This window comes from Helicobacter zhangjianzhongii, from assembly GCF_030249855.1.
Taxonomy (GTDB): domain Bacteria; phylum Campylobacterota; class Campylobacteria; order Campylobacterales; family Helicobacteraceae; genus Helicobacter_B; species Helicobacter_B zhangjianzhongii.
Window position 1 is genome coordinate 163274 of record NZ_JANURN010000001.1, and the last position, 21916, is coordinate 185189.

General features: G+C 48.4%; 16 protein-coding genes and 1 tRNA gene. 4 read left to right on the top strand and 13 right to left on the bottom strand.

Annotated elements, in window-relative coordinates:
* Positions 1-77 precede the first annotated feature (77 nt).
* The 5 genes from NYG90_RS00765 to carB form a co-directional block, all read right to left on the bottom strand.
* Positions 78-153: transfer RNA gene (locus tag NYG90_RS00765), tRNA-Lys, on the bottom strand.
* Positions 154-226: 73 nt separating this feature from the next.
* Positions 227-1492: a hypothetical protein gene (locus NYG90_RS00770; RefSeq protein ID WP_285256274.1), complete on the bottom strand. Its 1266-nt coding sequence runs from the start codon at positions 1490-1492 to the stop codon at positions 227-229.
* 154 nt (positions 1493-1646) lie between these two features.
* Positions 1647-1862: a hypothetical protein gene (locus NYG90_RS00775; protein WP_285264546.1), complete on the bottom strand. Its 216-nt coding sequence runs from the start codon at positions 1860-1862 to the stop codon at positions 1647-1649.
* A gap of 46 nt (positions 1863-1908) precedes the next feature.
* Positions 1909-2817 carry an L-threonylcarbamoyladenylate synthase gene (locus NYG90_RS00780; protein ID WP_285256276.1) on the bottom strand — a complete coding sequence of 303 codons (909 nt, stop codon included), beginning with the start codon at positions 2815-2817 and terminating at the stop codon, positions 1909-1911.
* Positions 2774-6382 (bottom strand): carbamoyl-phosphate synthase large subunit, encoded by a 3609-nt coding sequence (gene carB, locus NYG90_RS00785; RefSeq protein ID WP_285264612.1) that lies wholly within the window; start codon positions 6380-6382, stop codon positions 2774-2776. The genes NYG90_RS00780 and carB overlap by 44 nt, the downstream gene beginning before the upstream one ends.
* Positions 6383-6566: 184 nt before the next feature.
* On the opposite strand from carB, the gene gap reads away from it, so the two are divergent.
* Positions 6567-7634 (top strand): type I glyceraldehyde-3-phosphate dehydrogenase, encoded by a 1068-nt coding sequence (gap, locus tag NYG90_RS00790; protein ID WP_285264547.1) that lies wholly within the window; start codon positions 6567-6569, stop codon positions 7632-7634.
* A 496-nt stretch (positions 7635-8130) separates the two neighbouring features.
* Here the strand turns inward: gap and NYG90_RS00795 are convergent, their stop codons facing one another.
* The 8 genes from NYG90_RS00795 to NYG90_RS00830 all read right to left on the bottom strand — a co-directional run bounded on the left by NYG90_RS00795 (position 8131) and on the right by NYG90_RS00830 (position 15076).
* A complete protein-coding gene (locus NYG90_RS00795) occupies positions 8131-8628 on the bottom strand; it encodes an FkbM family methyltransferase (RefSeq protein ID WP_350338538.1) in 498 nt (165 codons plus the stop codon).
* Positions 8629-8671: 43 nt separating this feature from the next.
* Positions 8672-8896, bottom strand: coding sequence for a hypothetical protein (locus NYG90_RS00800; RefSeq protein ID WP_023929617.1), 225 nt, complete (start codon positions 8894-8896; stop codon positions 8672-8674).
* A 36-nt stretch (positions 8897-8932) separates the two neighbouring features.
* Entirely contained in the window at positions 8933-10039 is a 1107-nt protein-coding gene (gene glf, locus NYG90_RS00805; RefSeq protein WP_285264548.1) for a UDP-galactopyranose mutase, read from the bottom strand.
* A 2-nt stretch (positions 10040-10041) separates the two neighbouring features.
* Positions 10042-10815: a DUF4422 domain-containing protein gene (locus tag NYG90_RS00810; protein WP_285264549.1), complete on the bottom strand. Its 774-nt coding sequence runs from the start codon at positions 10813-10815 to the stop codon at positions 10042-10044.
* Positions 10802-10981: a hypothetical protein gene (locus NYG90_RS00815; protein ID WP_285264550.1), complete on the bottom strand. Its 180-nt coding sequence runs from the start codon at positions 10979-10981 to the stop codon at positions 10802-10804. The genes NYG90_RS00810 and NYG90_RS00815 overlap by 14 nt, the downstream gene beginning before the upstream one ends.
* A gap of 126 nt (positions 10982-11107) precedes the next feature.
* On the bottom strand, positions 11108-12466 hold the full coding sequence (locus NYG90_RS00820; RefSeq protein ID WP_285264551.1) for a DUF4422 domain-containing protein: 1359 nt from the start codon (positions 12464-12466) through the stop codon (positions 11108-11110).
* Between the two features lie 146 nt (positions 12467-12612).
* Positions 12613-13662, bottom strand: a complete 1050-nt coding sequence (locus tag NYG90_RS00825; RefSeq protein WP_285256283.1) for a glycosyltransferase family 2 protein — start codon at positions 13660-13662, stop codon at positions 12613-12615.
* Entirely contained in the window at positions 13655-15076 is a 1422-nt protein-coding gene (locus tag NYG90_RS00830) for an O-antigen ligase family protein (RefSeq protein WP_285256284.1), read from the bottom strand. Before NYG90_RS00830 ends, NYG90_RS00825 begins: the two co-directional genes overlap by 8 nt.
* A 166-nt stretch (positions 15077-15242) precedes the next feature.
* On the opposite strand from NYG90_RS00830, the gene mraY reads away from it, so the two are divergent.
* Genes mraY through NYG90_RS00845 form a run of 3 tightly spaced genes read left to right on the top strand, consistent with a single transcriptional unit; the run spans position 15243 to position 21905 of the window.
* A complete protein-coding gene (mraY, locus tag NYG90_RS00835) occupies positions 15243-16307 on the top strand; it encodes a phospho-N-acetylmuramoyl-pentapeptide-transferase (RefSeq protein WP_285256285.1) in 1065 nt (354 codons plus the stop codon).
* Positions 16308-16325: 18 nt separating this feature from the next.
* On the top strand, positions 16326-18569 hold the full coding sequence (gene murD, locus NYG90_RS10555; RefSeq protein ID WP_434062718.1) for a UDP-N-acetylmuramoyl-L-alanine--D-glutamate ligase: 2244 nt from the start codon (positions 16326-16328) through the stop codon (positions 18567-18569).
* A 24-nt stretch (positions 18570-18593) separates the two neighbouring features.
* The gene (locus NYG90_RS00845; protein WP_285256287.1) at positions 18594-21905 is read left to right on the top strand and encodes a valine--tRNA ligase; all 3312 of its coding nucleotides are present in this window, start codon (positions 18594-18596) and stop codon (positions 21903-21905) included.
* The last annotated feature ends 11 nt before the right edge of the window (positions 21906-21916 follow it).

Below are 21916 nucleotides of genomic sequence, written 5' to 3' on the forward strand. Positions count from 1 at the left end.
ATAGGCTAATGTGGTGAGCGGTGGAATAGATGCGAAGATAAGATGACTTTGCTAAGACTTTAAGCGGAGGTAAGAAGTGGTGGACGCGCAGAGGATCGAACTCTGGACCCACTGATTAAGAGTCAGTTGCTCTACCAGCTGAGCTACGCGTCCGCCAAGGCGCGATTATAGCAGAAAATCTCAAAAATCACACCAAAAGGGCGCGACTTTGCCCATTTTACTTGCTCTAGGGAATGCGGAAGATATAGCTCTGGGCTGGGAGGCGGTAGGGATTGCCATAATTGCTTAAAGGGTGAGAAATACCCAGATCTTGCAGGAGCTTTGCCCCTATGCTCATAAGCGTGTATTGTGGGAAATAGGGGTGATTGTCTGTCTTAAACAACAGCTCCTGTGAGCTTTCTAGCTCTGTAATCCTAGAATCCGCAATATCCATATCGCTTAGTGCGGTGATGATGAGCAAGTCGCTAGAATCTGGGGTGCTAACTTCTTGGGAGTTAAAAAAGCTTAGAGATGAGCGCGGATCTATGCTAAAGGAAGTGCCATTAGGCTCTTTGCTGGCTATGTCAAACTCTCTTACACCAAAGATTGTGGGCAGGATAGAAAATATCGCAGGATAACTCCACGCATTATAGTAGCGATCCACTCCACGCCCAAAGCCTTCAAAGTAGATGGTCGTGTGTGGGTGGCTCTTAAGATAGCTAGCAAGATAGCGCATTGTGTCATTCATATTGTTATTTTGCGTTTTGTAGAGAGTGAGATAGTGGATACCTTGCGGGATTGATGAGGTGAGCAAGATAGCCAGCACTACTGCGGTAATTACCCTAAATCCCCATCTCTTAATGCACGCATAATGCCCTAGCAAAAAGAGCAGATACAAGCTTGCTAGGATATTTGCCGGGGTGAAATAATGAAAGCTCCCCATACCAAGCGCGATAAATGCGAGCATATAGGCAAGTGCGCTAAGCCCCACACTATCCCAAAACACATCGATAGTATCGCCCTTTATCACGCGATATAGGCGGAAGCCAAGTGCCACAGGCAGTGCTATGCTAAGCAAAGGTGCGCTTAAGAAAAGCACGGCAAAAAGCCGCACAGATGAATACACCTCCATACTCGAGTAGTCCCCACTGCCACCGCGCGTGAAGTAGGCATACGCCCCTAGAAACACCACGCCAGAGAGTGCTAGGGCTATATCAAGCAGAAAAATACGCCTAGTGAGTGTAAGGGATTTGGTGCGTATAAAACTTTCAAGCAGTGATAGGGCGATATGCGCTAGCCCAAAGCCAGAGATAATGACAAAGGCGACTTCTTTGAGATAGATTGCAGCATTGCCAAAGGCAAAAGCTAGCAGAGCAAGGAGATAGGACTTGGGCTTGCTTGGAGAGTGTAGTGCGTAGAAGTAGCAGAGCAAAAAGGCAAGGACAAAAAGCGTGAGTGTCGTCTCTGGGAAGACGATTTCTACCATAAGCTTGGCATAGCCTACACTTAGCACCACTTCGCTTGTTTTCTAAAGAAGCTACGCTTTGCCACGCCACTGCTTGCGCAGTGTCTTGCAATGACAAAAAAGCGCATTGTGTGAAAACGAGGATTCTAGGGCTTCTCTATTTGGGCGTTTTTCTTAGAATCCACTTTTGCGTTTTTTGTGCTTATGGATTGCCACGCTTTGCTCCGCAAAGCTCGCAATGACGAGTGGGGGCTTGGCTTTCTTCTTCTAGGATTCTAGGATTTGCGGTATTGCTTGTGCTGTTTTTCACAAATTTTGAGGGGGAGCTAGACTTGAAGTCTGCGGTTCTCTCAAAATTTGTGAAATCAGTGCAATGATTACCCAAAGCCGAATCCCTACAAGATCCCCCTAATCGCATTTAGTTGTGTTGCCATACTTATCCTTTGTGGTGAGATTGAGCCTTATTATCTAGCGCGTCTTTTGCGTGTGCGTGATAGGCGGTAGATCGCACTTGGCTTATCCTCATACAGCCCCCTAGAATCCACGATCACCACATCGGCTACTTGCAGAGCAAACTCTAGGGAAAATGGCTCTTTGGTGCGATTGGCAGAAGTGGAGCAAAGACCCCCAAAATAGCGCAAAAACTCCCTATGTAAAGGCTCTTTGACAATGCGGAAGGATTTTTTACTAGGTAGGATAACGCTTGTCTTGCTCGCGCGGCGGACAAAGTGGCGGTGAGATATAGGGACTCGTAGCTCTTGTGTGGCGCACTGCAAGCTAGCAAATGTCTTTAGCACGGCTTGGCTACTTGGGCGGAGCTTGGCGCGATTGAGCAGCGTGGGGGAGGAGCAGAGGAAGCCGGCGGTGGTGTCAGTCTGGGCTAGGAAGATCGGCGGTTGTTTGGAAAGTTTGGCTTTGTGTGTTTTGGCGTTTTTCTCTGTCATTGCGAGCCGCTGCGTAGCAGTGGCGTGGCAATCTATAGTTTTTGCGGTAGCAAAAATGGGAGTATCACTAGAATCCACTTTTGCTAAAGAAGCTATGCTTTGTATTTTTTGTGCGTTTTTATCAAAAGTGGATTCTAGGGTGTGTGTTTTTGTTTGTATGGATTGCCACGCCGACAAGTCGGCTCGCAATGACGATGAAAAAGCTTCATCACTAGAATCCACTTTTTTATTTTCGGCAGGTTTATCAAAAGTGGATTCTAGGATTTGCTTATGTTTTTCATTTTTAGATAGCACCACAAAGCTAGCACCCTTTGGGCGGAACGCTAGCAGAGCGTATCGCTCACACAATAGCGCGACATACTCTGCCAAAGGCTCTTTAGGCTTCTTATTGAAAGAAGTCTTGCAATGCTTGCGGGATATTGATGTCATTGTGCTGGATTTCGCGGATAGATTCTGCGCCTACAAGCGCGGCGGCTATGGTGGTGAAGTATGGCACAGAGCTTTTAAGCACTTGGCGGCGGATCTCTCTGGCGTCATCTTTGGTCTGGCTATCATCGCTGGTGTTTATCACAAGCGCGATGTCATTATTCATAATCAAATCTTGGATATTGGGGCGACCTTGAGAGATTTTCAGCACGCACGATGATGGGATTTGCGCGCTCTCTAGCACTCTGTGCGTGCCTTCAGTCGCACACACGCTAAAGCCTAGCTCAATGAAGCTTTTAGCAATCTGTGTGGCATAGGGCTTATCGCAATCTGCTAGGGATAAAAAGAGCTTGCCAGAGCTTGGCAGGGTATTTTTACTAGCATTTTGCGCCTTGGCAAAGCTTATCCCAAAGCTTGTAGAAATCCCCATAACTTCACCGGTGCTTTTCATCTCTGGTCCTAGCAGCAAGTCCGCACCGCTAAGCTTTTGAAATGGAAAGACAGAGTCTTTGACCGCGATATGTGTGTAGGGCTTGGATTCTAGTGGGGATTTGGTGAAGTCTATGCGATTATGCGTATCATAAAACTTTAGAGCCTCTTGCAAATCCCCTTGCCACATTACGCGTGTAGCGACCTTTGCTAGCGGTATCCCGCTTGCTTTGCTCACAAATGGCACGGTGCGAGAAGCCCTAGGATTTACTTCGATGATATAGAGCGTGTCTTTGTGGATCGCGTATTGGATATTGATAAGCCCTACAATGCCTAGCTCTAGGGCGATTTTGCGCGTGCTTTGGCGGATCTCTTCAAGTAGATTTTCTGCGATACTCACACTTGGCAGCACGCTGGTAGAGTCTCCAGAATGCACCCCTGCTTCTTCGATATGCTGCATAATCCCGCCGATATACACTTCCTTGCCATCGCTTATGGCATCGACATCAAGCTCGATAGCGTGATCTAGGAATTTATCAATCAGCACAGGAGAGTCCTCGCTCACTTTCACGGCTTCTTCCATATACACGCGCAGCTCATCGGCATCTTGCACGATCCGCATAGCCCGCCCGCCTAGCACATAGCTCGGGCGCACAAGCACAGGGTAGCTGATCTGGCTTGCCACGCTGAAGGCTTGCTCTTTGGTATAGGCTATGCCATTTTCTGGCTGCTTTAAGCCAAGTGCGTTGATAAAGTGGGCAAACTTCTCTCTATCTTCGGCGATGTCGATGACTTTGGCACTTGTGCCGATGATGTTGGCGTGGATTTTGGTGAGTGAGTTTGCTAGCTTTAGCGGTGTCTGCCCTCCAAAATGCACGATAATGCCATCAGGCTTTTCTCTCTCAATCACCGCTCGCACGCGCTCAAAGTCAATAGGCTCAAAGTAGAGCATATCGCTGGTGTCATAATCGGTGCTTACGGTCTCTGGGTTGCAGTTATACATTATGCTTTTTACGCCTAGATCTGCTAGGGCGAAGCTGGCATGCACGCAGCAGTAGTCAAATTCGATGCCTTGACCGATGCGATTAGGACCACCGCCGATGATCATAACTTTGGCTAGCGTTGGCTTTTGCGCGCTTTTGCGGGAGTCTGCGCGGTGGGCTTGCTCATTACCGCTTAGGTAAATCCCTTCGCCCACCGCTTGACAACCCACAAAATCATCGCAAAATCCTTCCGCCTGCGACTTGTTTAAACTTTGAGCGTTACCCCTAGAATCCACTTTTTGTGCTTTTTGTTCGCATTTTTCAAAAGTGGATTCTAGGGCAATATCCTCGCGGAAGGATTTTTGAGCTAAAAATGGGGCTTTGCAAGGCGAGTCAAGGGATTTACCTTGAGTGGTAATGAGCGCAGACTCGCCGCAGCAATCGCCATTTTTAGCCAAAACCAGCGAAGCGGTGCAAGGCGAAGCCGAAGCAGGTTTCTTTAGTAAAAAGCCAACGCGCCCACTCGGCACAAAAGTGGAGTAAAGATAGGGCGTCTTTGCAAGAAACTCCGCCGCACAAGTATCCACCTCCTCATACGCCGCCACTATGCCCATCTCTTTGCGCAAATTATACAGCTCGCTCTCACTCATCTCTAGCCGCTCTTTTTTGCCTAGCTCATAGCAGATCATCTTATCGCTAAAGCCTTGCGATTTTAGGCGGCGTAGCCTTGCAGGGTCATTTAGCACATCGCTTGTGATAGACTCTTGCGCGGCGACTAGCTCGCTAATTTGTGAGAGAAACCACCTATCAATCTGGCAGAGACTATGCACCTCTTCTACACTAAGCCCCAAGCGGAAGCAGTCTGCTACATACAGCAGCCGCTCTGCATTTGGGCGGCGGCTTTCTTTGCGTGCTAGGTTTAGATCATCTGTGAGTGAGTTTAGCCCATAGTAGCCACACTCTAGGCTGCATAACGCCTTTTGCAAGCTCTCTTTGAAGCTCCCGCCAATCGCCATAACCTCGCCGATAGACTTCATACTCGTGCTAAGGGTAGAATCCGCCTTTGGAAACTTCTCAAAGGTAAAGCGCGGGATTTTAGTAACGATATAATCAATGCTAGGCTCAAAGCTTGCCGGCGTGCCGGTAATGTCATTTTGTATCTCATCGAGGCTAAAGCCCACAGCTAGCAGCGTGGCGATTTTGGCGATGGGATAGCCGGTAGCCTTGCTCGCAAGTGCGGAGCTGCGCGATACGCGCGGATTCATCTCAATCACCGTCATTCTGCCATTGCGTGGATTTATGGCAAACTGCACATTGCTTCCGCCTGTATCCACGCCAATTTCGCGCAGGATTTTGAAGCTGGCATCGCGCATTCTTTGATACTCTTTATCTGTGAGGGTTAGGGCTGGGGCGATGGTGATAGAATCCCCTGTATGCACGCCCATAGGGTCGAGATTTTCGATACTGCACACGATTATGCAATTATCATTTCTATCGCGGATAACCTCCATTTCATACTCTTTCCACCCTAGCAAAGACTCTTCGATCAAAATCTCACTAATAGGGCTTGCCTCTAGCCCCGCCTTTGCCAATGCCTTAAACTCCTGGATATTATACGCCACGCCGCTGCCCCCACCTGCTAGCGTGTAGCTCGCGCGGATAATGAGCGGGAAGCCGATCTCACTAGCAGCCTTTAGGGCTTCTTCTTCTGTGTAGGCATAGTGGCTTTTGGGCAGATCCATTCCTATTTTTAGCATCGCTTCTTTAAATGCCTGGCGATCTTCACCCTTTTTGATCGCCTCTGGCTTTGCCCCTAGGAATTGCACCCCTTCTAATGCCCCGCTCTCGTGCAGCTCCATAGCGATATTGAGCGCGGTTTGTCCGCCCATCGTGGGCAAAATCGCATCGACTCTCTCGCACTTAATGATATTTCGCACGACTTCTTTGGTGATAGGCTCGATATAGGTGCGATCTGCTAGCTCTGGGTCTGTCATAATCGTAGCGGGGTTAGAGTTGATAAGCACCACGCGATAGCCTAGGGATTTAAGCGTTTTAGCCGCTTGTGTGCCAGAGTAGTCAAACTCACACGCCTGCCCTATGACAATGGGACCTGAGCCGATAAGCAAAATCGTTGTAATATCCGTGCGTTTGGGCATTGAAAGCTCCTGTGTGAAGTCTAACTCTTTGCGCTTGCAAAGTAGAATCTGTAAGTAGAATCTAGGCGGGCAAAAAATCCAGCCATTATAAAAAAACTCTAATAAATCTTTGCTAAAGTCGCTATGGCGCAAGCGTGCTAATGGTGTATAATACGCGCAAATTCCCACGCACAAAGGCTCATCAATGAGGATCGCTATCAACGGATTTGGACGGCTTGGGCGGGCGATCGCGCGCGCGGCTCTTGGAAAAGGCGCGGAGCAAGATATAGAGATTGTAGGGATCAATGATGTGGCAAATGCGGAGAATCTCGCCTACCTGCTAGAAAAGGATTCTATGCACGGCGCGCTAGGGCAAAGCGTGCGATTGAAGCAAGGTAACCCCTATAATACGCTTATCATCGAGCAAAAGTGCCAAGAAGCCTTGCAAGATTTATCCACCAAGCAAGCCCCCCAAGCCCCGCTAGCTCGGCGTGAGATACCGCTTTTTTCCTGTGCTAATCCGCTTGATTTAGACTTCGGCGCGTTAGGGGCAGAGGTGGTGATAGAATCTAGCGGGCTATTTTTGCGATCTAGCGATGTCGCCCACCACCTTGATAAAGGCGTGCGGCGCGTGATCATCTCTGCCCCTGCGACTGATGATACCCCTACCTTTGTGCTAGGGGTCAATCACACCGCTTATGCTGGGCAGCCTATCATCTCTAATGCCTCTTGCACGACAAACTGCCTAGCTCCCATTGCTATGCTGCTTGAGAGGGAGTTTGGCATTGAGCGAGCGAGCCTTACGACAATCCATAGCTACACCAACGACCAAAGTCTCCTAGATGTCGCCCACGCAAGCGATAAACGCCGCTCCCGCGCCGCTGGGCTAAACATTATCCCCACTTCCACAGGCGCGGCAAAAGCCCTCTACAAAGTCCTCCCAAGCCTAAAGGATAAGATCCACGGACATAGCGTGCGCGTGCCTGTGGCAGATGTCTCTATGGTGGATCTAAGCGCGTATTTATCGCAAAAGGTGGATTCTAGGGCGATCAATGAGCTTTTTGCAGCAGAGTCTCAAGGCGCGTTACAGGGGATTTTAGGGATAGATTCTTGCTATGGGGTGAGCAGTGATTTTCTCAATGACACGCGCAGTGCCATTATCGCGCAGGATTTGAGCTTTACGCTAGGGAATATGTGCAAGGTTATGGCGTGGTATGATAATGAGTGGGGGTATGCGCACAGGATCATCGACATAGCGCACTATGTGCTTTAATGGTGGATTCGGCTTGTAGCGATAAATCGGCGATTGCTTCACGCGCGCTGCGGTTACATACGCTTTAGTATGCGCCCTTGCACGCGCTTGCAAAGCCCCGATTTCTCATCTACAATCCTAGAATCCACTTTTGAAAATCTTGCTGCCTAGTTGCTTGGCTATCTCACGCTTTCAGTTTTGTGTTTCGCAGTGTTGCGGATTTTGTGAAAGGCACGACCGCCAAGGTCGCTAACCTTCCCCAAAACGAGCGAAGCGAAGTTTCTTTAGAAAATCCGCAAAGCAACCACAGCCCCACCGCAAATCTTAGAATCTTTTGCAGGGCGATAGCAAATTGCAAACCCTAGAATCCACTTTTGAAAATCCTACCGCGAGCAAGATAGAGCTAGAATCTAAGCTTTGTCATTGCGAGCCGCTGCGCTAGCAGTGGCGTGGCAAAGCAAGGCGCAGCCACAGCTTCTTTAGTAATCCACAGCGTTTAGATTCTAGCTCCTAGAATCTAAATCCAATCAAGCAAGATATTTTTCGCATTTTTGCTAGCGATGTGCGCGCGTAGGTCGCTTATCTTTTGCTCTCCATCGCTGAAATACCGCTCGTGTGTCTCGCACGCGATATACTCGATTTTCTCGTGCAAGTCTAGGTCTAAAAGCTTATGCATAATCTCAAACTCCGCGCCTTCTATATCGATTTTTAGGAAGTAGATTCTGGGGACTTCTTGCAAAAGCTTTTGCAAATACTCGCATAGGTCTATGGTCTTTACTTGATGAGTGATCCCGCACTCCCAGTCTCTGCTATCCCCACTGCCTGCAAGGTAGCTTCCTTGTGAGACGAGTGAGTCAAGGTGTAGCTCCATTTGCCCATTTTGCGTGGAGAGCGCGGCATTGTGCAAGATGACATCGCTGCAGCTAGTATATTTAGATTCTAGGAGTTTGAAAAGGAAAGGATTAGGCTCGAAGCTATGGACAAGCCCGCCACATCGCAGGATAATATCGCTAATGAGCCCAGCGTGCGCACCACAATCGACACAGACAGGCTTGTGGCTAGCTAGATTCTGCCCCCCCCCTTAAGGAGTTTTTATCAGTGTGTAGAAGCATATTGTAGAAAATCCCGTAGTATGCTTGCGGAATGTGCGCATTAAAGAGCCGTAGCTGCAAGCCACCAAGCCCATTTGGATCGGCTAGGGCTTCTTGCAAGTAGGGAAGCCTGTGGAGCTGGCTTAGCAGATGGCGAAGTGTCGTTAGCTTGCGCTTTAGAATGTGTAGCATTGTGTCTCCTTGTGGTGAAATGTGCGAATTGTATCGCTACAAGCTTGCATAGAGATTAAGTGCTGCTTCTATCGCCTTGTCCATATCGTAGTATTGGTAAGCCCCCAAACGCCCGATGAAAAAGACATTTTTAAGACTTTTAGCTTCATTAGCATAGGCTTCATAGGCAGCTTTGGCAGCTTGGGTGGGCATTGGGTAGTATCGCTCATCGCCTAGCTGCCACTTTTTGGGGTATTCATAAGTGATGATAGTGTGAGGGGACTTGGTATCTAGGAAGTATTTATGCTCGATTATGCGCGTGAAGTCGTAGTTTTTAGGGTAGTTGATGACAGAATTACTGCCAAAATACTCTCTCTCTAGGCGCAGTGTCTTTAGCTCTAGGCTGCGGTAGGGCAGCTCGCCAAATTTATAGGAAAAATACTCATCAATCGCCCCGCTATAAAACACCCTATCAAATGCCCCCACATCTATCCCCCTAGATCCCAGCTCGCTAAACTCCACGCCAAGTCGCACTTCTATGCGCTTATTGGTGATCATCTTGGCAAATGCCGCGCTATATCCCTCTAGTGGTATGCCTTGATACGGGTCGGCTGGGAAGTAGCGATCATCTTTAGCGATGAGAATCGGCACGCGCGCAAACACGCTAGGATCTAGCTCTTCTGGACGGCATTGCCACTGCTTAAGCGTGTAGTGATAGAAGATATTTTCATAGATAAACTCCGCGATCATCTCTAGCTCTTTATGCTTCCTTAGCTCCAAAATACTCACCCTAGAGCCAAAGCCAAAGGTGCGCAGCAAGGTGGATTCTAGCTCTTTGGCTAGAGCGTGGGGGAAAATCGCATAAAGCGCGTTGAGATTGAAAGGGACAGGCACTAGCTGCCCCTGCACAAGCCCAAAGACCTTATGCATATAGGGGTAGAAAAGGCTAAATCGCGTGATATACTCCCAGACTTTAGGGCTTTTGGTGTGGAAAATATGCGCCCCATAGCTATGCACCAAAATCCCGCCCCAATCCTTATCCGCGCAGTTGCCCCCGATATGATCGCGCCTATCGATAAGCAAGACCTCTTCTCCCCTGTCATTTGCCAGCCGCTCGGCTAGCACAAGCCCGCTAAGCCCTGCTCCTACGATGAGATTTCTCACATTTACTCCTTAGTGATTTTAGATTTGTGGATACGCACGCTAAAGGCATAGATACGCTTGGTATCGCCTGTGATCTCTGTGCCAAAGAGTGGCTTAGGGGCGCGTAGCTCGAAGTGGTGCTTATAGCTTGGCATTATCCCAGCAGAGAAGCTCTTATAGCGCACAAAGACATTGAGCAGTCGCTCGGCGATAAAGCCATAAATGCGGCTTTGGTAGGCATTATATCCGCTTAGATCGATCCTAGCTTGTGCTTCTAGCAGAGTGCCAAAGAGAAATTCGCAGTATTCTTGGTAGAGATCTTTGCGCATGATAAACATATTGCACCAGCTAAGAGGCGTGCCGGGTGTGAAAAGCACTGCCTCCATAGACTCTACCAAATGCGGGAATTTCTCGCGGATAATGTCTATGACTATGTCTAAATCCCTTTTGCGATGATCGCGTGCGTAGATGTCGTATTGACTTATAGCAGATGAGACTTCAAAGCCGTGCGGGACGATTATGGGGCTAGCTAGGATTATGGGGGATTTTTCTAGCTCGGCTAGGATCGTGCCTCTATCTAGGCGAAATTTGCGCACAATATCGCTAGGCTTGACATTCACGCGATTGACATCAAGGCGTTTTTTGCGCCTAGTCTTGCCGCTAAAGTCCAGCACCCTGCGGTAGTGAAACAGCCCATAATAGCTAGAATCCACATTTTTCCACGCCCAATACATCGCCGTAAGCTCGCAGAAGTGGGGGTTGAGATGAGAGATATTATCGCCGCTAGAATCTAGCAAAATCTGCTCCCCCCCCCCCCGTTTTAGCCGCGATGCTTTTTTGCAGGCTTTGAATCTTGTCCTCCCCCATATTTGCCGCGCCTACGATGATAGGGCGTAAAATCTCGCTGCCATAGATATAGCCAGCTTGATGTGTGCAAACTACAATATGTAATGACTTGGGCATTGTCGATGTCCTTTGTAAAGTGGATTTGCGATTTATCTTAGGCGAGCAATGCGATTGACTACGCGATTTTGGGCGACTGCAGACCTCAAAATCGTGCTAAACAACCTTTCAAAAGTGGATTCTAGCCTAGCTTTTGGGATTTACGCTCTTTTTATACACACGCACCCCAAAGAGATAGAATCGCTTGTGCTTTTCGTTTATATCCCAGCCGATTAGGGGCTTGGTATGCTTGGTGAGAAGCAGCATAGGGGCTTCTAAGATTTTTAGGGTTTGGGTGTGCCTTTGATATGCGAGCCAGATATTAAACATTCTTTCACTTAAGAAGCCATAAATCCTAGCTTGATAAGGAGTATAGTCGCTTAGATCAGTTTCTTTGCTTAGGTCAAAAAGCAGAGAGAAAAGCCACTCACAATACGCGAAATACAGCTCTTTGCGCATTATAAAAATATTGGCTATATGCCACCTAGGCGGATAGGTAAAAAGAGTGGATTCTAGCGCGGCTTGCATCTCTGGGTGGCGAGATTTGATAAGCTCGATGATCCTGTCTAAATCTTTTGCGTAGTGGTAGTGTGCATAGATCCCATAATTATCAAGCCCTTCATCACAGGGGAGATTGTAGTGGTTTTTGTAGCCTTGTGGGAGGATTATGTCGTATTCTTGTAGGAGCTTGGTGATATTCTCGGTCGTGAGTCCTTGTCGCTTAGGGTTGTAGCTGCGAGGTGAGACGATGATAGGATAGTCTGTGCGGATCTGCTGGGCTTGCTCGCTTAGATCCAAAATCCTGCGGTAGTGAAACAGCCCATAATAGCTAGAATCCACATTTTTCCACGCCCAATACATCGCCGTAAGCTCGCAGAAATTGGCGTTTAGGTGGCTAATATTCTCCCCGCTATCATCTCTTAGTATAAAGGGCGTTGGCTTTTGCGCGCTTTTGCGGGAGTCTGCGCGGTGGGCTTGCTCATTACCGCTAAGGTAAATCCCTTCGCCCACCGCTTGACAACCCACAAAACCAGCGACAGCGGTGCAAGGCGCAGCCGCAGCAGGTTTCTTTAGAAAATCATCGCAAAATCCTTCCGCCTGCGAGTTGATTGGATTTTTGGCGTTTGGTGCGTTACTCCTGTCATTGCGAGCCGATGTATCGGCGTGGCAATCCATTTCTAAAAAAGCTTCGTTGTGCGTTTGAGTAGAATCCGCGTTTTGTGCGTTTGTATAGATTGCTTCGGCGATTGTATCGCCTCGCAATGACAGAGAAGAGCTAGAATCTAGCGCGATCTGCCCCCCCCCTAATCGTAAATTTTTAGGCAGTTTAGATTCTAGCTTCTCTTGCAAGCTCCTAGCTCCCTCGCCCATATTTGCCGCGCCTACGATGATAGGGCGTAGGATCTCGCTAGCGATGATAGGTGTAGAAAATTTATGGTAGCACACAAGGATCGTGGCGCGGGGCTTTGGGGTGGCTGGGTCTTTGGGCGTGGGAGTATCTGGCACGGCATATCCTTAATTTGTATCAAACATATCATCAAATATATCAATGGGGAAGCGAAATTATAGCTGTTTTTTTTTTTTTTGATACACCGCACGCGCAAAGGCGCGAAATAGGCACTTTTAAGGTAGGGCAGAGCAAAGGGGAGTTGCTATTTCCTACGCGCTTTCCACTTCTTAAATCGCGCATATTGCTGCAAAATTTTTGTAAAGATTCTGCCAAGCTTACATTGATAGAGATTTATGGTCGCAATATTTTGGGCAATATGCGTAGAAATCTCATAAAGCAGGCTTTCATAGTAGGTGGGGTAAGGCTTAGATATGGATAAGGGATAGTCGCTATTGACTCTAGCTGGATTGCTATCAAGCAGGCTAGCTAGATCGATAAGCTGGGGCAATGGGGCAATGCCGCGCTTGACTAGGTGCAGAAGTATCTGGCTCTCTATGCTGGCGCGAAATAGCGTGAGATCATAGAGAGTGTGGAGATTGTGGGCTTTGGCAAGGGCTAGGATCTCGCTCATTGCCTTTGTTTGATCTCCCCAGTGCTTTGCCTGCCATTTTGCGCGATCTTGGTGCCCTACGCGGTAGCAGTAGGTGGTGTCTGTGAGTGCGTAAAATCGCTTAGCTAGTAGCATAGCTTGGATAAAAAATACAGGGTCTTGGTAGCGTTTCAAAGGTGGGTAGTGTAGATTGTGTGTGAGCAAAAACTCTTTTTGATAGATGAAGCGATGAAAGCCAAAGTCAAACTGCCACTTATCATAATCAATAAAGCCTTCTTGCGTGAAAGTGTAGCCATAAAACTCTCTAGGGTATGTGGTTTTTATTGTGCCATTGATATAATCACTAAAGCCACCGCCGCAAATTAGCGCATTAGCGTGCTTTGCCTTTGTGTAGAGTCGCTCTAGGGTCGTGGTGGTGGGGTAGAAATCATCAGGATCCATAAAGGCGATATACTCTCCACTTGCTCTCTCTAGTCCATTATTACGCGCTACTGCTACGCCTTGATTCTCCTGCTGTATGTAGATGATCCTAGAATCTTTGCTCGCGTATTGTTGCGCGATTGCCCCACTAGAATCCGTGCTGCCATCATCTATGCAAATGACTTCTATATGTTTATAGCTCTGTCCTAGCACAGAGTCTAAACACTGCGCGAGGTAGGATTCTACATTGTAGATAGGGATAATGACAGAGATATTAGACATAGCTATCCCTTGCTTGTAATTGTGTCGATACAGCTAAAACAATCCCAAATAAGATAAATAGCACAAGATTGCCCTCGCGGATAGGAATGCAGTCAAATATATTGCTCACGCCAAGCCCAATTAGCCCAAATACAATACCACCATTGATAAGCACAAGCGATCGATCTGTGCTAGAAAATGTGCTAGTAAATCGCAAATGCAAGCGATAAAATCGATAAATGATAAAAAATGGCAACAACATCGCCCCAAGAAACCCCACCAGCCCCAACTCAAACCAAAATGAAGCAAAGCGATTGTGATTGTGGTGGTGGAAGTGGTAGAAGAAAACAGAGTTTTTGGAAGTCTTGGGGAAAATTGTCTCTAAATTTTGATAAAACTGCTGGAAGTGGTAGCCATTGGGGCGGAAAGGATTTTGCGCTATGGCTAGCAAAGTGGATTTTAGCATTGAGAGTCTAGATAGGCTTGAATACTCCCATTGAATGCTTGGGTGTGGGGCAAGCGAATGGGGAGAGCAAGAATACTCATCACAATGAGCAAATCGCCCCATCTCTGCTGGCGCGACACTCCAAACTTCTGCAAAATTATTGACCATACTATAAACATTGTAGCGTGCATCCCAAGTTTTGCTCATCGTGTAAATACCATATCCAAGCCCCACGCATAAAGCCAGCACCACTCCTAGCACGAGTCGTTTATAGCGATACGCAAGCAGCACAAATGGACTAATAAGCATAGCTAGCCCAGCCAAAAGAGCAAACCGCCCACCATTTGCAATAAGCGCAGCTATGTTGATACACACCAAGACAATGGCAAAAAGCTTTACAGCACCTTTGGTAAAAAGACTCAATGCCAAGCTTAAGCCAAAGGCAAAGACGAGATAAAACACATAAATTGTCTCTGCGATAGTATAGGCACTAAGTGTCGCCCTATACCCAAACTTCCCACCACCATTGGCGAAAAAATCCCATATCGTAGCAATGGGGTGATAGCTTAGTGCTAGGCAAAGCCCTAGAAGCAGGAGTCTTAGCCCTCTTTCATCAAGCTTTGTAGCGATGAAAAAAGCAAGCACAAGAAAAAGGCTAGGCTCTAGCAGATACTGCCGGATTGCCTGCAAAGTCGCCTTAGAATCCACCGCGAAAAAGAGCGAAATATACGCCATAATGACTACCACAAGCAAGCACACAAGCGCAAACCATATCCCCCCAAGCGCACGCATAAGCCCCCTATACTCGCGCCAAAATCCAAGCGCAAACACCCCAAGCGCGATAAATAGCAAATTGACAGGAAGCTTGATAGAAACAAAAGAGTAAGAAAAAGGCAAAATCGCCACGCTAGCCACCACAAGCACTAGGCTTACATAAAGCGCAGTAGTTTTACACGCGCAAGAGAGATTCTGGGGATTGACTAGAGGCACAAATACTCCTTGAAATAGCTTGATAGCATAGAGATCAAAATGGATTCTAGGTAGCTTGCTTAAAAATCGCGCATTCTACACTTTTTAAGGTAAAACTACTATAATTTGCGCTTTATTTTAGGCTTGTGGGCTGTGGGCTTTGTGGGCAGCTGTGTAAGGAGTGTGTGTGCTGTATTATCTCTACTCGTATTTTGATATAAATATTTTCAAATACCTTACTTTCCGCGCAGGGGTGAGCTTTTTTGTCGCGTTTGTGCTGTGTGTGTGGCTTATGCCAGCATTTATCGCGTGGGCGAAAGCTCGCAAGGCAAGCCAGCCTATCTCTAGCTATGTCCCCACGCACAAAGCCAAGTCCAACACCCCCACAATGGGCGGAAGCGTGTTTATCATCTCTGCGAGTATCGCCGCGCTTTTGTGTATCCAGCTTAGCAATCTCTATGCGATTTTGGGCGTTGCCACGCTGCTTATCTTTGGGCTTATCGGCGCAAGAGATGACTATATGAAAATCGCCAAAAGATCTAATGCCGGTATGAGTGCTAGGGCGAAAATGCTCTTGCTCTTTCTAGCGGCACTTGGCGTGAGCTTGGCTCTGCACTATGGCGCGGGGCTTGCGAGTGATTTTTATCTCCCTTTTATGAAAAAGCCCCTTTTCACCCTTAGCGCGTATCCTGCGCTTATGATTAGCTTTTGGATTCTGGTATTTCTAGCTACGAGCAATGCGGTAAATATCACCGATGGGCTTGATGGCTTGGCGTGCGTGCCTTCAATCTTTGCCCTTGCTACGCTGTGTGTCTTTGTCTATCTCTCGGGGAATGTCGAGTTTGGGCGGTATCTCTTCTTGCCTATGGTGAATGCTGGGGAGCTTATGGTCGTGGGCGTGGCGATGATAGGGGCATTGCTAGGCTTTCTCTGGTATAACTGCCACCCCGCCCAAGTCTTTATGGGCGATAGTGGGAGCTTGGCGATCGGGGGCTTTATGGCGTATATGGCGATCGTGTCAAATAATGAAGTCTTGCTGCTGCTAATCGGGCTAATTTTCGTGGTAGAGACTTTGTCTGTGATGCTGCAAATTGGCAGCTACAAAGTGCGCAAAAAGCGCGTGTTTCTTATGGCTCCTATCCACCACCACTTCGAGCAAAAGGGCTGGGCGGAAAACAAAATCATCGTCCGCTTTTGGATCATCGCGCTGCTCTCAAACCTAATCGCCCTGCTAAGTCTCAAGGTGCGATAAAGTGCGATAAGGACTGCTATGCCCCTAGAGCCACTGCCCAAAGAGCTGCAAGCTGAATACATCGCCAAAGCCCTAGAATCTAGCGCGCCCATTAGTATTTTGGGCTATGGCGTTACGACTAAGCCTATCGTGGCGTTTTTAAACGCGCTGGGGAAGGCTTGCGCGATTTATGATGATAAGGGGAAAAATGTGGATTCTAGCGGTGGGGGGGTAGAGAATGTGCTGCTGCACTCTAGGGAGTTTTGCGCGGATTCTAGTGTGCTAGAGATTCTAAGCCCCGGGATACCGCCGGATCATAAGTATTTTGGGGGGGCTAAGAAAGCAATTAGTGAATATGACTTCATTTGGTGGTTGTGTGGGGATTTGGCTTCTTTGGTGGATTCGGCTTTACTAAAGAAACCTGCTGCGGCTCCGCCTTGCACCGCTTCGCTTGTTTTGCGCGATAAATCTTTGATTGCTTCGCGCGCGCTTCGGTTACATACCTCAAGTATGCGCTCTTGCACGCGCTCGCAAAGCCCCGATTTACTAAAGAAACCTGCTGCGGCTCCGCCTTGCACCGCTTCGCTTGTTTTCTCATCGCAAATCCTAGAATCCTGCGCCGAGATGGATAAGCAAACAAGCACAACTCCTAGAATCTGTGAAGAAGACAATCGCGCCGAGTGTGAAAGATCCACGCAACCCCTAGAATCCACTTTTGGAAAAACGCCCCAATTGTCATCGCAAGCTGATGAAACTCTCTCTCTGTCATCGCGAGCCGACAAGGTCGGCGTGGCGATCCACAAATCCACGCAAGTGGATTCTAAAGCTAGCGCAGAATCTATGGATTGCCACGCAAATGCTACCGCATTTGCTCGCAATGACGATAAAAACGCCGAGAGTCAAAACGCAGTTTCTTTAGAAAAAGTGGATTCTAGGGAAAATGCCGCAAATTTAAAAACGCCGCAGAACGCAGGGGCTGAAAATGTGTTTTGTAGCCAAGCAGATAGGCGGCAGGATTGTAAAAACCTAGAATCCACTTTTGACACCGCCGCAACTCTAAGCGAGCCAGCAAAGGATTCTAGGATTTTTACCCAAAACGCCCAAAATCTAACCACCCAGCAGGCGGCAGGATTTTGCGATGATTTTGCGGGTTGTCAAGGCGTGGGCGAAGGGATTTATCTAGGCGATAATGAGCAAGCCCACGCCGCAGACTCCCGCAAAAGCGCGCAAAAGCCAACGCCCCACACACAAATCTGGATTAGCGGAACTAATGGCAAAACTACCACCACCCAAATGCTTGAACTCCTCCTCTCCCCCTATGGCGCACGCGCTGGGGGCAATATCGGCACACCGCTCATCACACTCTATGAGCAAAACACGCCCTTGTGGATTCTAGAGACTAGCTCCTTTGCCCTGCACTATACAAGGACCGCCACACCTGCAATCTACGCGCTTTTGCCCCTAAGCCCTGATCACATCAGCTGGCACAATGGCTTTGAAAACTATGTGTGCGATAAGCTCTCACCTCTAGCGCGAATGGGAGCGCATAGCGTGGCGATTTTGCCTAGCGATTTGCGCGATCATCGCTTATGCCAAGCGTTTTTGGGGGAGAAAATTTTCTACACTGATTCTAGTGATTTGCGCGCGTATTTGCTCGCTCAAGGATTTGAGCCAAATGCCCTAGATACCTTGCCCTTTTTTGAGCCATTTTTGCTTGATGCCTATGTCGCGCTCTGCTGTGCGTTTGCCCTTTCGCGCAAATGCCCTAGTATCGCTGCCGCTGGCTTTATCCCCACGCTTGCTAGCTTTACAATCGGGGCGCATAGGGTGGAGGAGTTTTATGTCTGCGCGTTTGGGGCGGAATGGCTCTTTGTCGATGACTCTAAAGGCACAAACATCGATGCCACGCTAAAGGCGATAGCACGCTATAAGGATCGCGCGTTGTTTTTGATCCTAGGGGGCGATGATAAGGGGACGGATATGCAAGAGATTTTCACCCTGCTAGCAGGGCTTAAACGCGTGGAGATCTTCACTATCGGCACCAATGAGCCAAAGCTCCTAGATCTCGCCGCACGCCATAGTGTCAAAGCACATAAATGCGGCACGCTAGATCGCGCTATGGAAAAGATCTGGGCGATGATCGCAGAATCTAGCACAAGGCTTGCCCAAGACTTTGTTTGTCTCCTCTCCCCTGCTGCCGCCAGCCTCGATCAATTCTCCTCCTACAAGGAGCGCGGCGAGCTGTTTAAAACGCTGGCAAAAGAGCTTGCCAATCGCCATTAAGCTACTACATTTCAAAGGATTCTAATGAGCTATGATCCCAAATCCATAGAGCAGAGCATTTATACTATCTGCAAAGAGCGCGGGTATTTTGAGATAGATGGTAATGCTAGCATTGTGAGCGATTGCTCAAAGAGCTTTTGTCTAATGATGCCCCCACCCAATGTAACAGGCGTGCTGCATATAGGGCACGCGCTTACTTTCACGCTGCAAGACATCATCACGCGCTTTAAGCGGATGGATGGCTTTGCTACACTCTATCAGCCCGGGCTTGATCACGCTGGCATTGCCACGCAAAATGTCGTAGAAAAGCAGCTTCTAGCACAAGGACTAAGCAAGGAGCAGCTAGGCAGGGAAGCATTTTTGCAAAAGGTATGGGAGTGGAAAGAGCAGAGCGGAGGCAAAATCATCACACAAATGCAAGCCCTAGGCATTAGCCCGGCGTGGTCGCGCCTGCGCTTTACGATGGACTCTGGACTGCAAAATGCCGTGCGAGAAGCCTTTGTGGCGTGGTATGAAAGGGGGCTGATTTACCAAGGGGATTATATGGTGAATTGGTGTGTCAAAGATGGCGCGCTTTCAGATATTGAAGTGGAGTATAAAGAGCAAGAGACGCATCTCTACCACCTGCGCTACCCTGTGGCAGACTCTAATGAAGTGCTGCTTGTGGCTACCACGCGTCCGGAGACATTTTTCGGCGATAGCGCGGTGATGATACACCCTAGCGATACACGCTATACGCATTTGCTGGGCAAAAGTGTCGTGCTGCCTTTGGTGGGCAGAGAGATCCCCATAATCGCAGATAATGCCGTGGATATGGAGTTTGGCACAGGGGTGGTGAAAGTAACGCCCGCCCACGATGAAAACGATTATGCCGTAGGCAAAGCCCACGGACTAGAATCCATTGTGATCTTTGATGAAAAGGGTGTGCTAAATGATTATGCGCTGGGCTTTGCTGGGCGAGATAGGCTAGAGGCTAGGGCGGATATTGTGGAGGCGTTGCAGCAAGCAGCCGCGGTGGAAAAAATTGAGCCTTATAGCAACCAAGTGGGCGTGTGCTATCGGTGTGGGAGTGTGATAGAGCCGTATATTTCTAGGCAGTGGTTTATTGATGAGAGAATAGCAAGGGAGACAATAAAAAAAGTCAATGCTCAAAAAGATTCGGCTTTGGGTGAGCAATGCGGCAGTGTTGCGGATTTTGTGAAAGGCACGGACAGGGAGTCCGCTAACCTTCCCCAAAATCCGCAAAGCTCCCACAGCCCCACCGCAATTCCTAGAATCTGTGAAGAAGACAATCGCGCCGAGTGTGAAAAATTCGCTTCATCGTCATCGCGAGCCGATGAAATCGGCGTGGCGATCCACAAAACCACGCAAGTGGATTCTAGTGGAGACTATTCTGCTAGCGCAGAATCTATGGATTGCCACGCAAATGCTAGTGCATTTGCTCGCAATGACAGAAAAAACGCCGAGAGTCAAAACGCAGTTTCTTTAGAAAAAGCGGATTCTAGCAATGAAGCCCAAAATCTAAGCGAGCCAGCAAAGGATTCTAGGATTTTTATCCAAAATGCCACAAATCTAACCACCCAGCAGGCGGAAGGATTGAAAAACGAAAGAGTAGAAAATGTGTTTGACAAAAACCTCGCAGGCGGAAGGATTTTTGATGAAAAAGCGGGGTTGTGCAGTGGCGAGCAAGGAGATAAGACTCGAGTGTCTATCGACGAAGCGAGCCACAAACTCCCCGCTTTTTCGCAAAAAGCCAACGCCCAAAACGCAAAAGCTGAATCGCCACAAGCGCAAAAGCCAACGCCTATGGCTAGATTCTACCCGCCGCAGTGGTTAAATAATTTCAACGCTTGGATGCGCGACCTCCGCCCCTGGTGCATCTCACGCCAGCTATGGTGGGGGCATAGGATCCCGGTGTGGTATTGCCAAAATAGCGCGTGTGGGCATATTTTTGCTAGCAAAAATGAGCGAGAATCCGCCTGCCCCAAATGCCACTCTAGCGTGCTACAAGACCCTGATGTGCTAGATACTTGGTTTAGCTCGGGGCTGTGGGCGTTTAGCACGCTTGGCTGGGGGAATAATGGCGCGTGCAAGGAGCTGTATGACTCAAATGATCTTACGCGCTTTTATCCTAACTCTTTGCTTATCACAGGCTTTGATATTCTCTTTTTCTGGGTGGCGAGAATGCTCTTTAGCGGGGAGAGTCTGCTAGGGGAGCTGCCCTTTAGAGATGTGTATTTGCACGCGCTTGTGCGAGATGAGTTTGGGCAAAAGATGAGCAAAAGCAAGGGCAATGTCATCGATCCTTTGGCGATGATAGAGGAGTATGGGGCGGACTCCTTGCGCTTTGGCTTGGCATATTCCTGCGCACAAGGGCGAGATGTGCGCCTAGCAAAATCCCAGCTAGAGCTGGCTAAAAACTTTGCCAATAAGCTCTATAACGCCGCGCAGTTTTTGCTGCTCTATGCTAGGCAAGCAGATCCTAACTTTAGCGGATTTAGCGAGCTAGAGTCTCTAAATGCCTACCAAAGCCCGCTTGGTCGCTACGCCAAATCGCGCCTAAATAGCGCGACAAAGGAGCTTAGAGCCGCGCTAGAATCCTACCGCTTTAATGATGGCGCGAGTGTGGCATATCGCTTTTTGTGGGGGGAGTTTTGTGATTGGTGTATCGAGCTTGCCAAAGCGCAAAAGGAAGCCATTTGCGAGCTTGGCGCGGTGATGATAGAAGCGATGAAGCTTTTGCACCCGTATATGCCTTTTCTTACAGAATCACTCTACCACACCTTGCGCGGCAGTGCGCTAGAATCCAGCGAGTCGATAATGATCACGCGCTACCCTAGCGAAGTGTCCCAAGATAGCGCGATAGAGCAGGAATACGCATATATCAAAGATGCCATTGTCTCCTTGCGGCGCGTTAAAGCTCTAATCGATCTAGCAAATAAACCCATCGAGCGAGCTTATATCGCCACGGATTTTAGGCTCTCTGCTAGCGCATTGCAGGCGATTTGCAAGCTTGCTAAAGTAGGCGCGATTGAGTGCGTGGATACAAAGGCGCAAAATGGGCTAGATAAAGACTGCGTGGCAGATATTGGATCGCTAATTAAAAGCTATCTACCATTGCAGGGCATTGATCTAGCTCCCATCATCACGCGCCTAAATAGCCAAAATCTAAAGCTTGAAAAAGAAATCAATAAGCTCCAAGCCCTAGAATCTAATGAAAAATTCAAAGCCAATGCCCCCAAAAATGTCCTAGAGTCCAACGCTAGCGCACTTGCAGAAGCCAAGGCAAAGCAAGCAGAGGTGCTAGCGCAATTAGCCATATTTGCGCAAAAGTAGTGGAGAAGCGG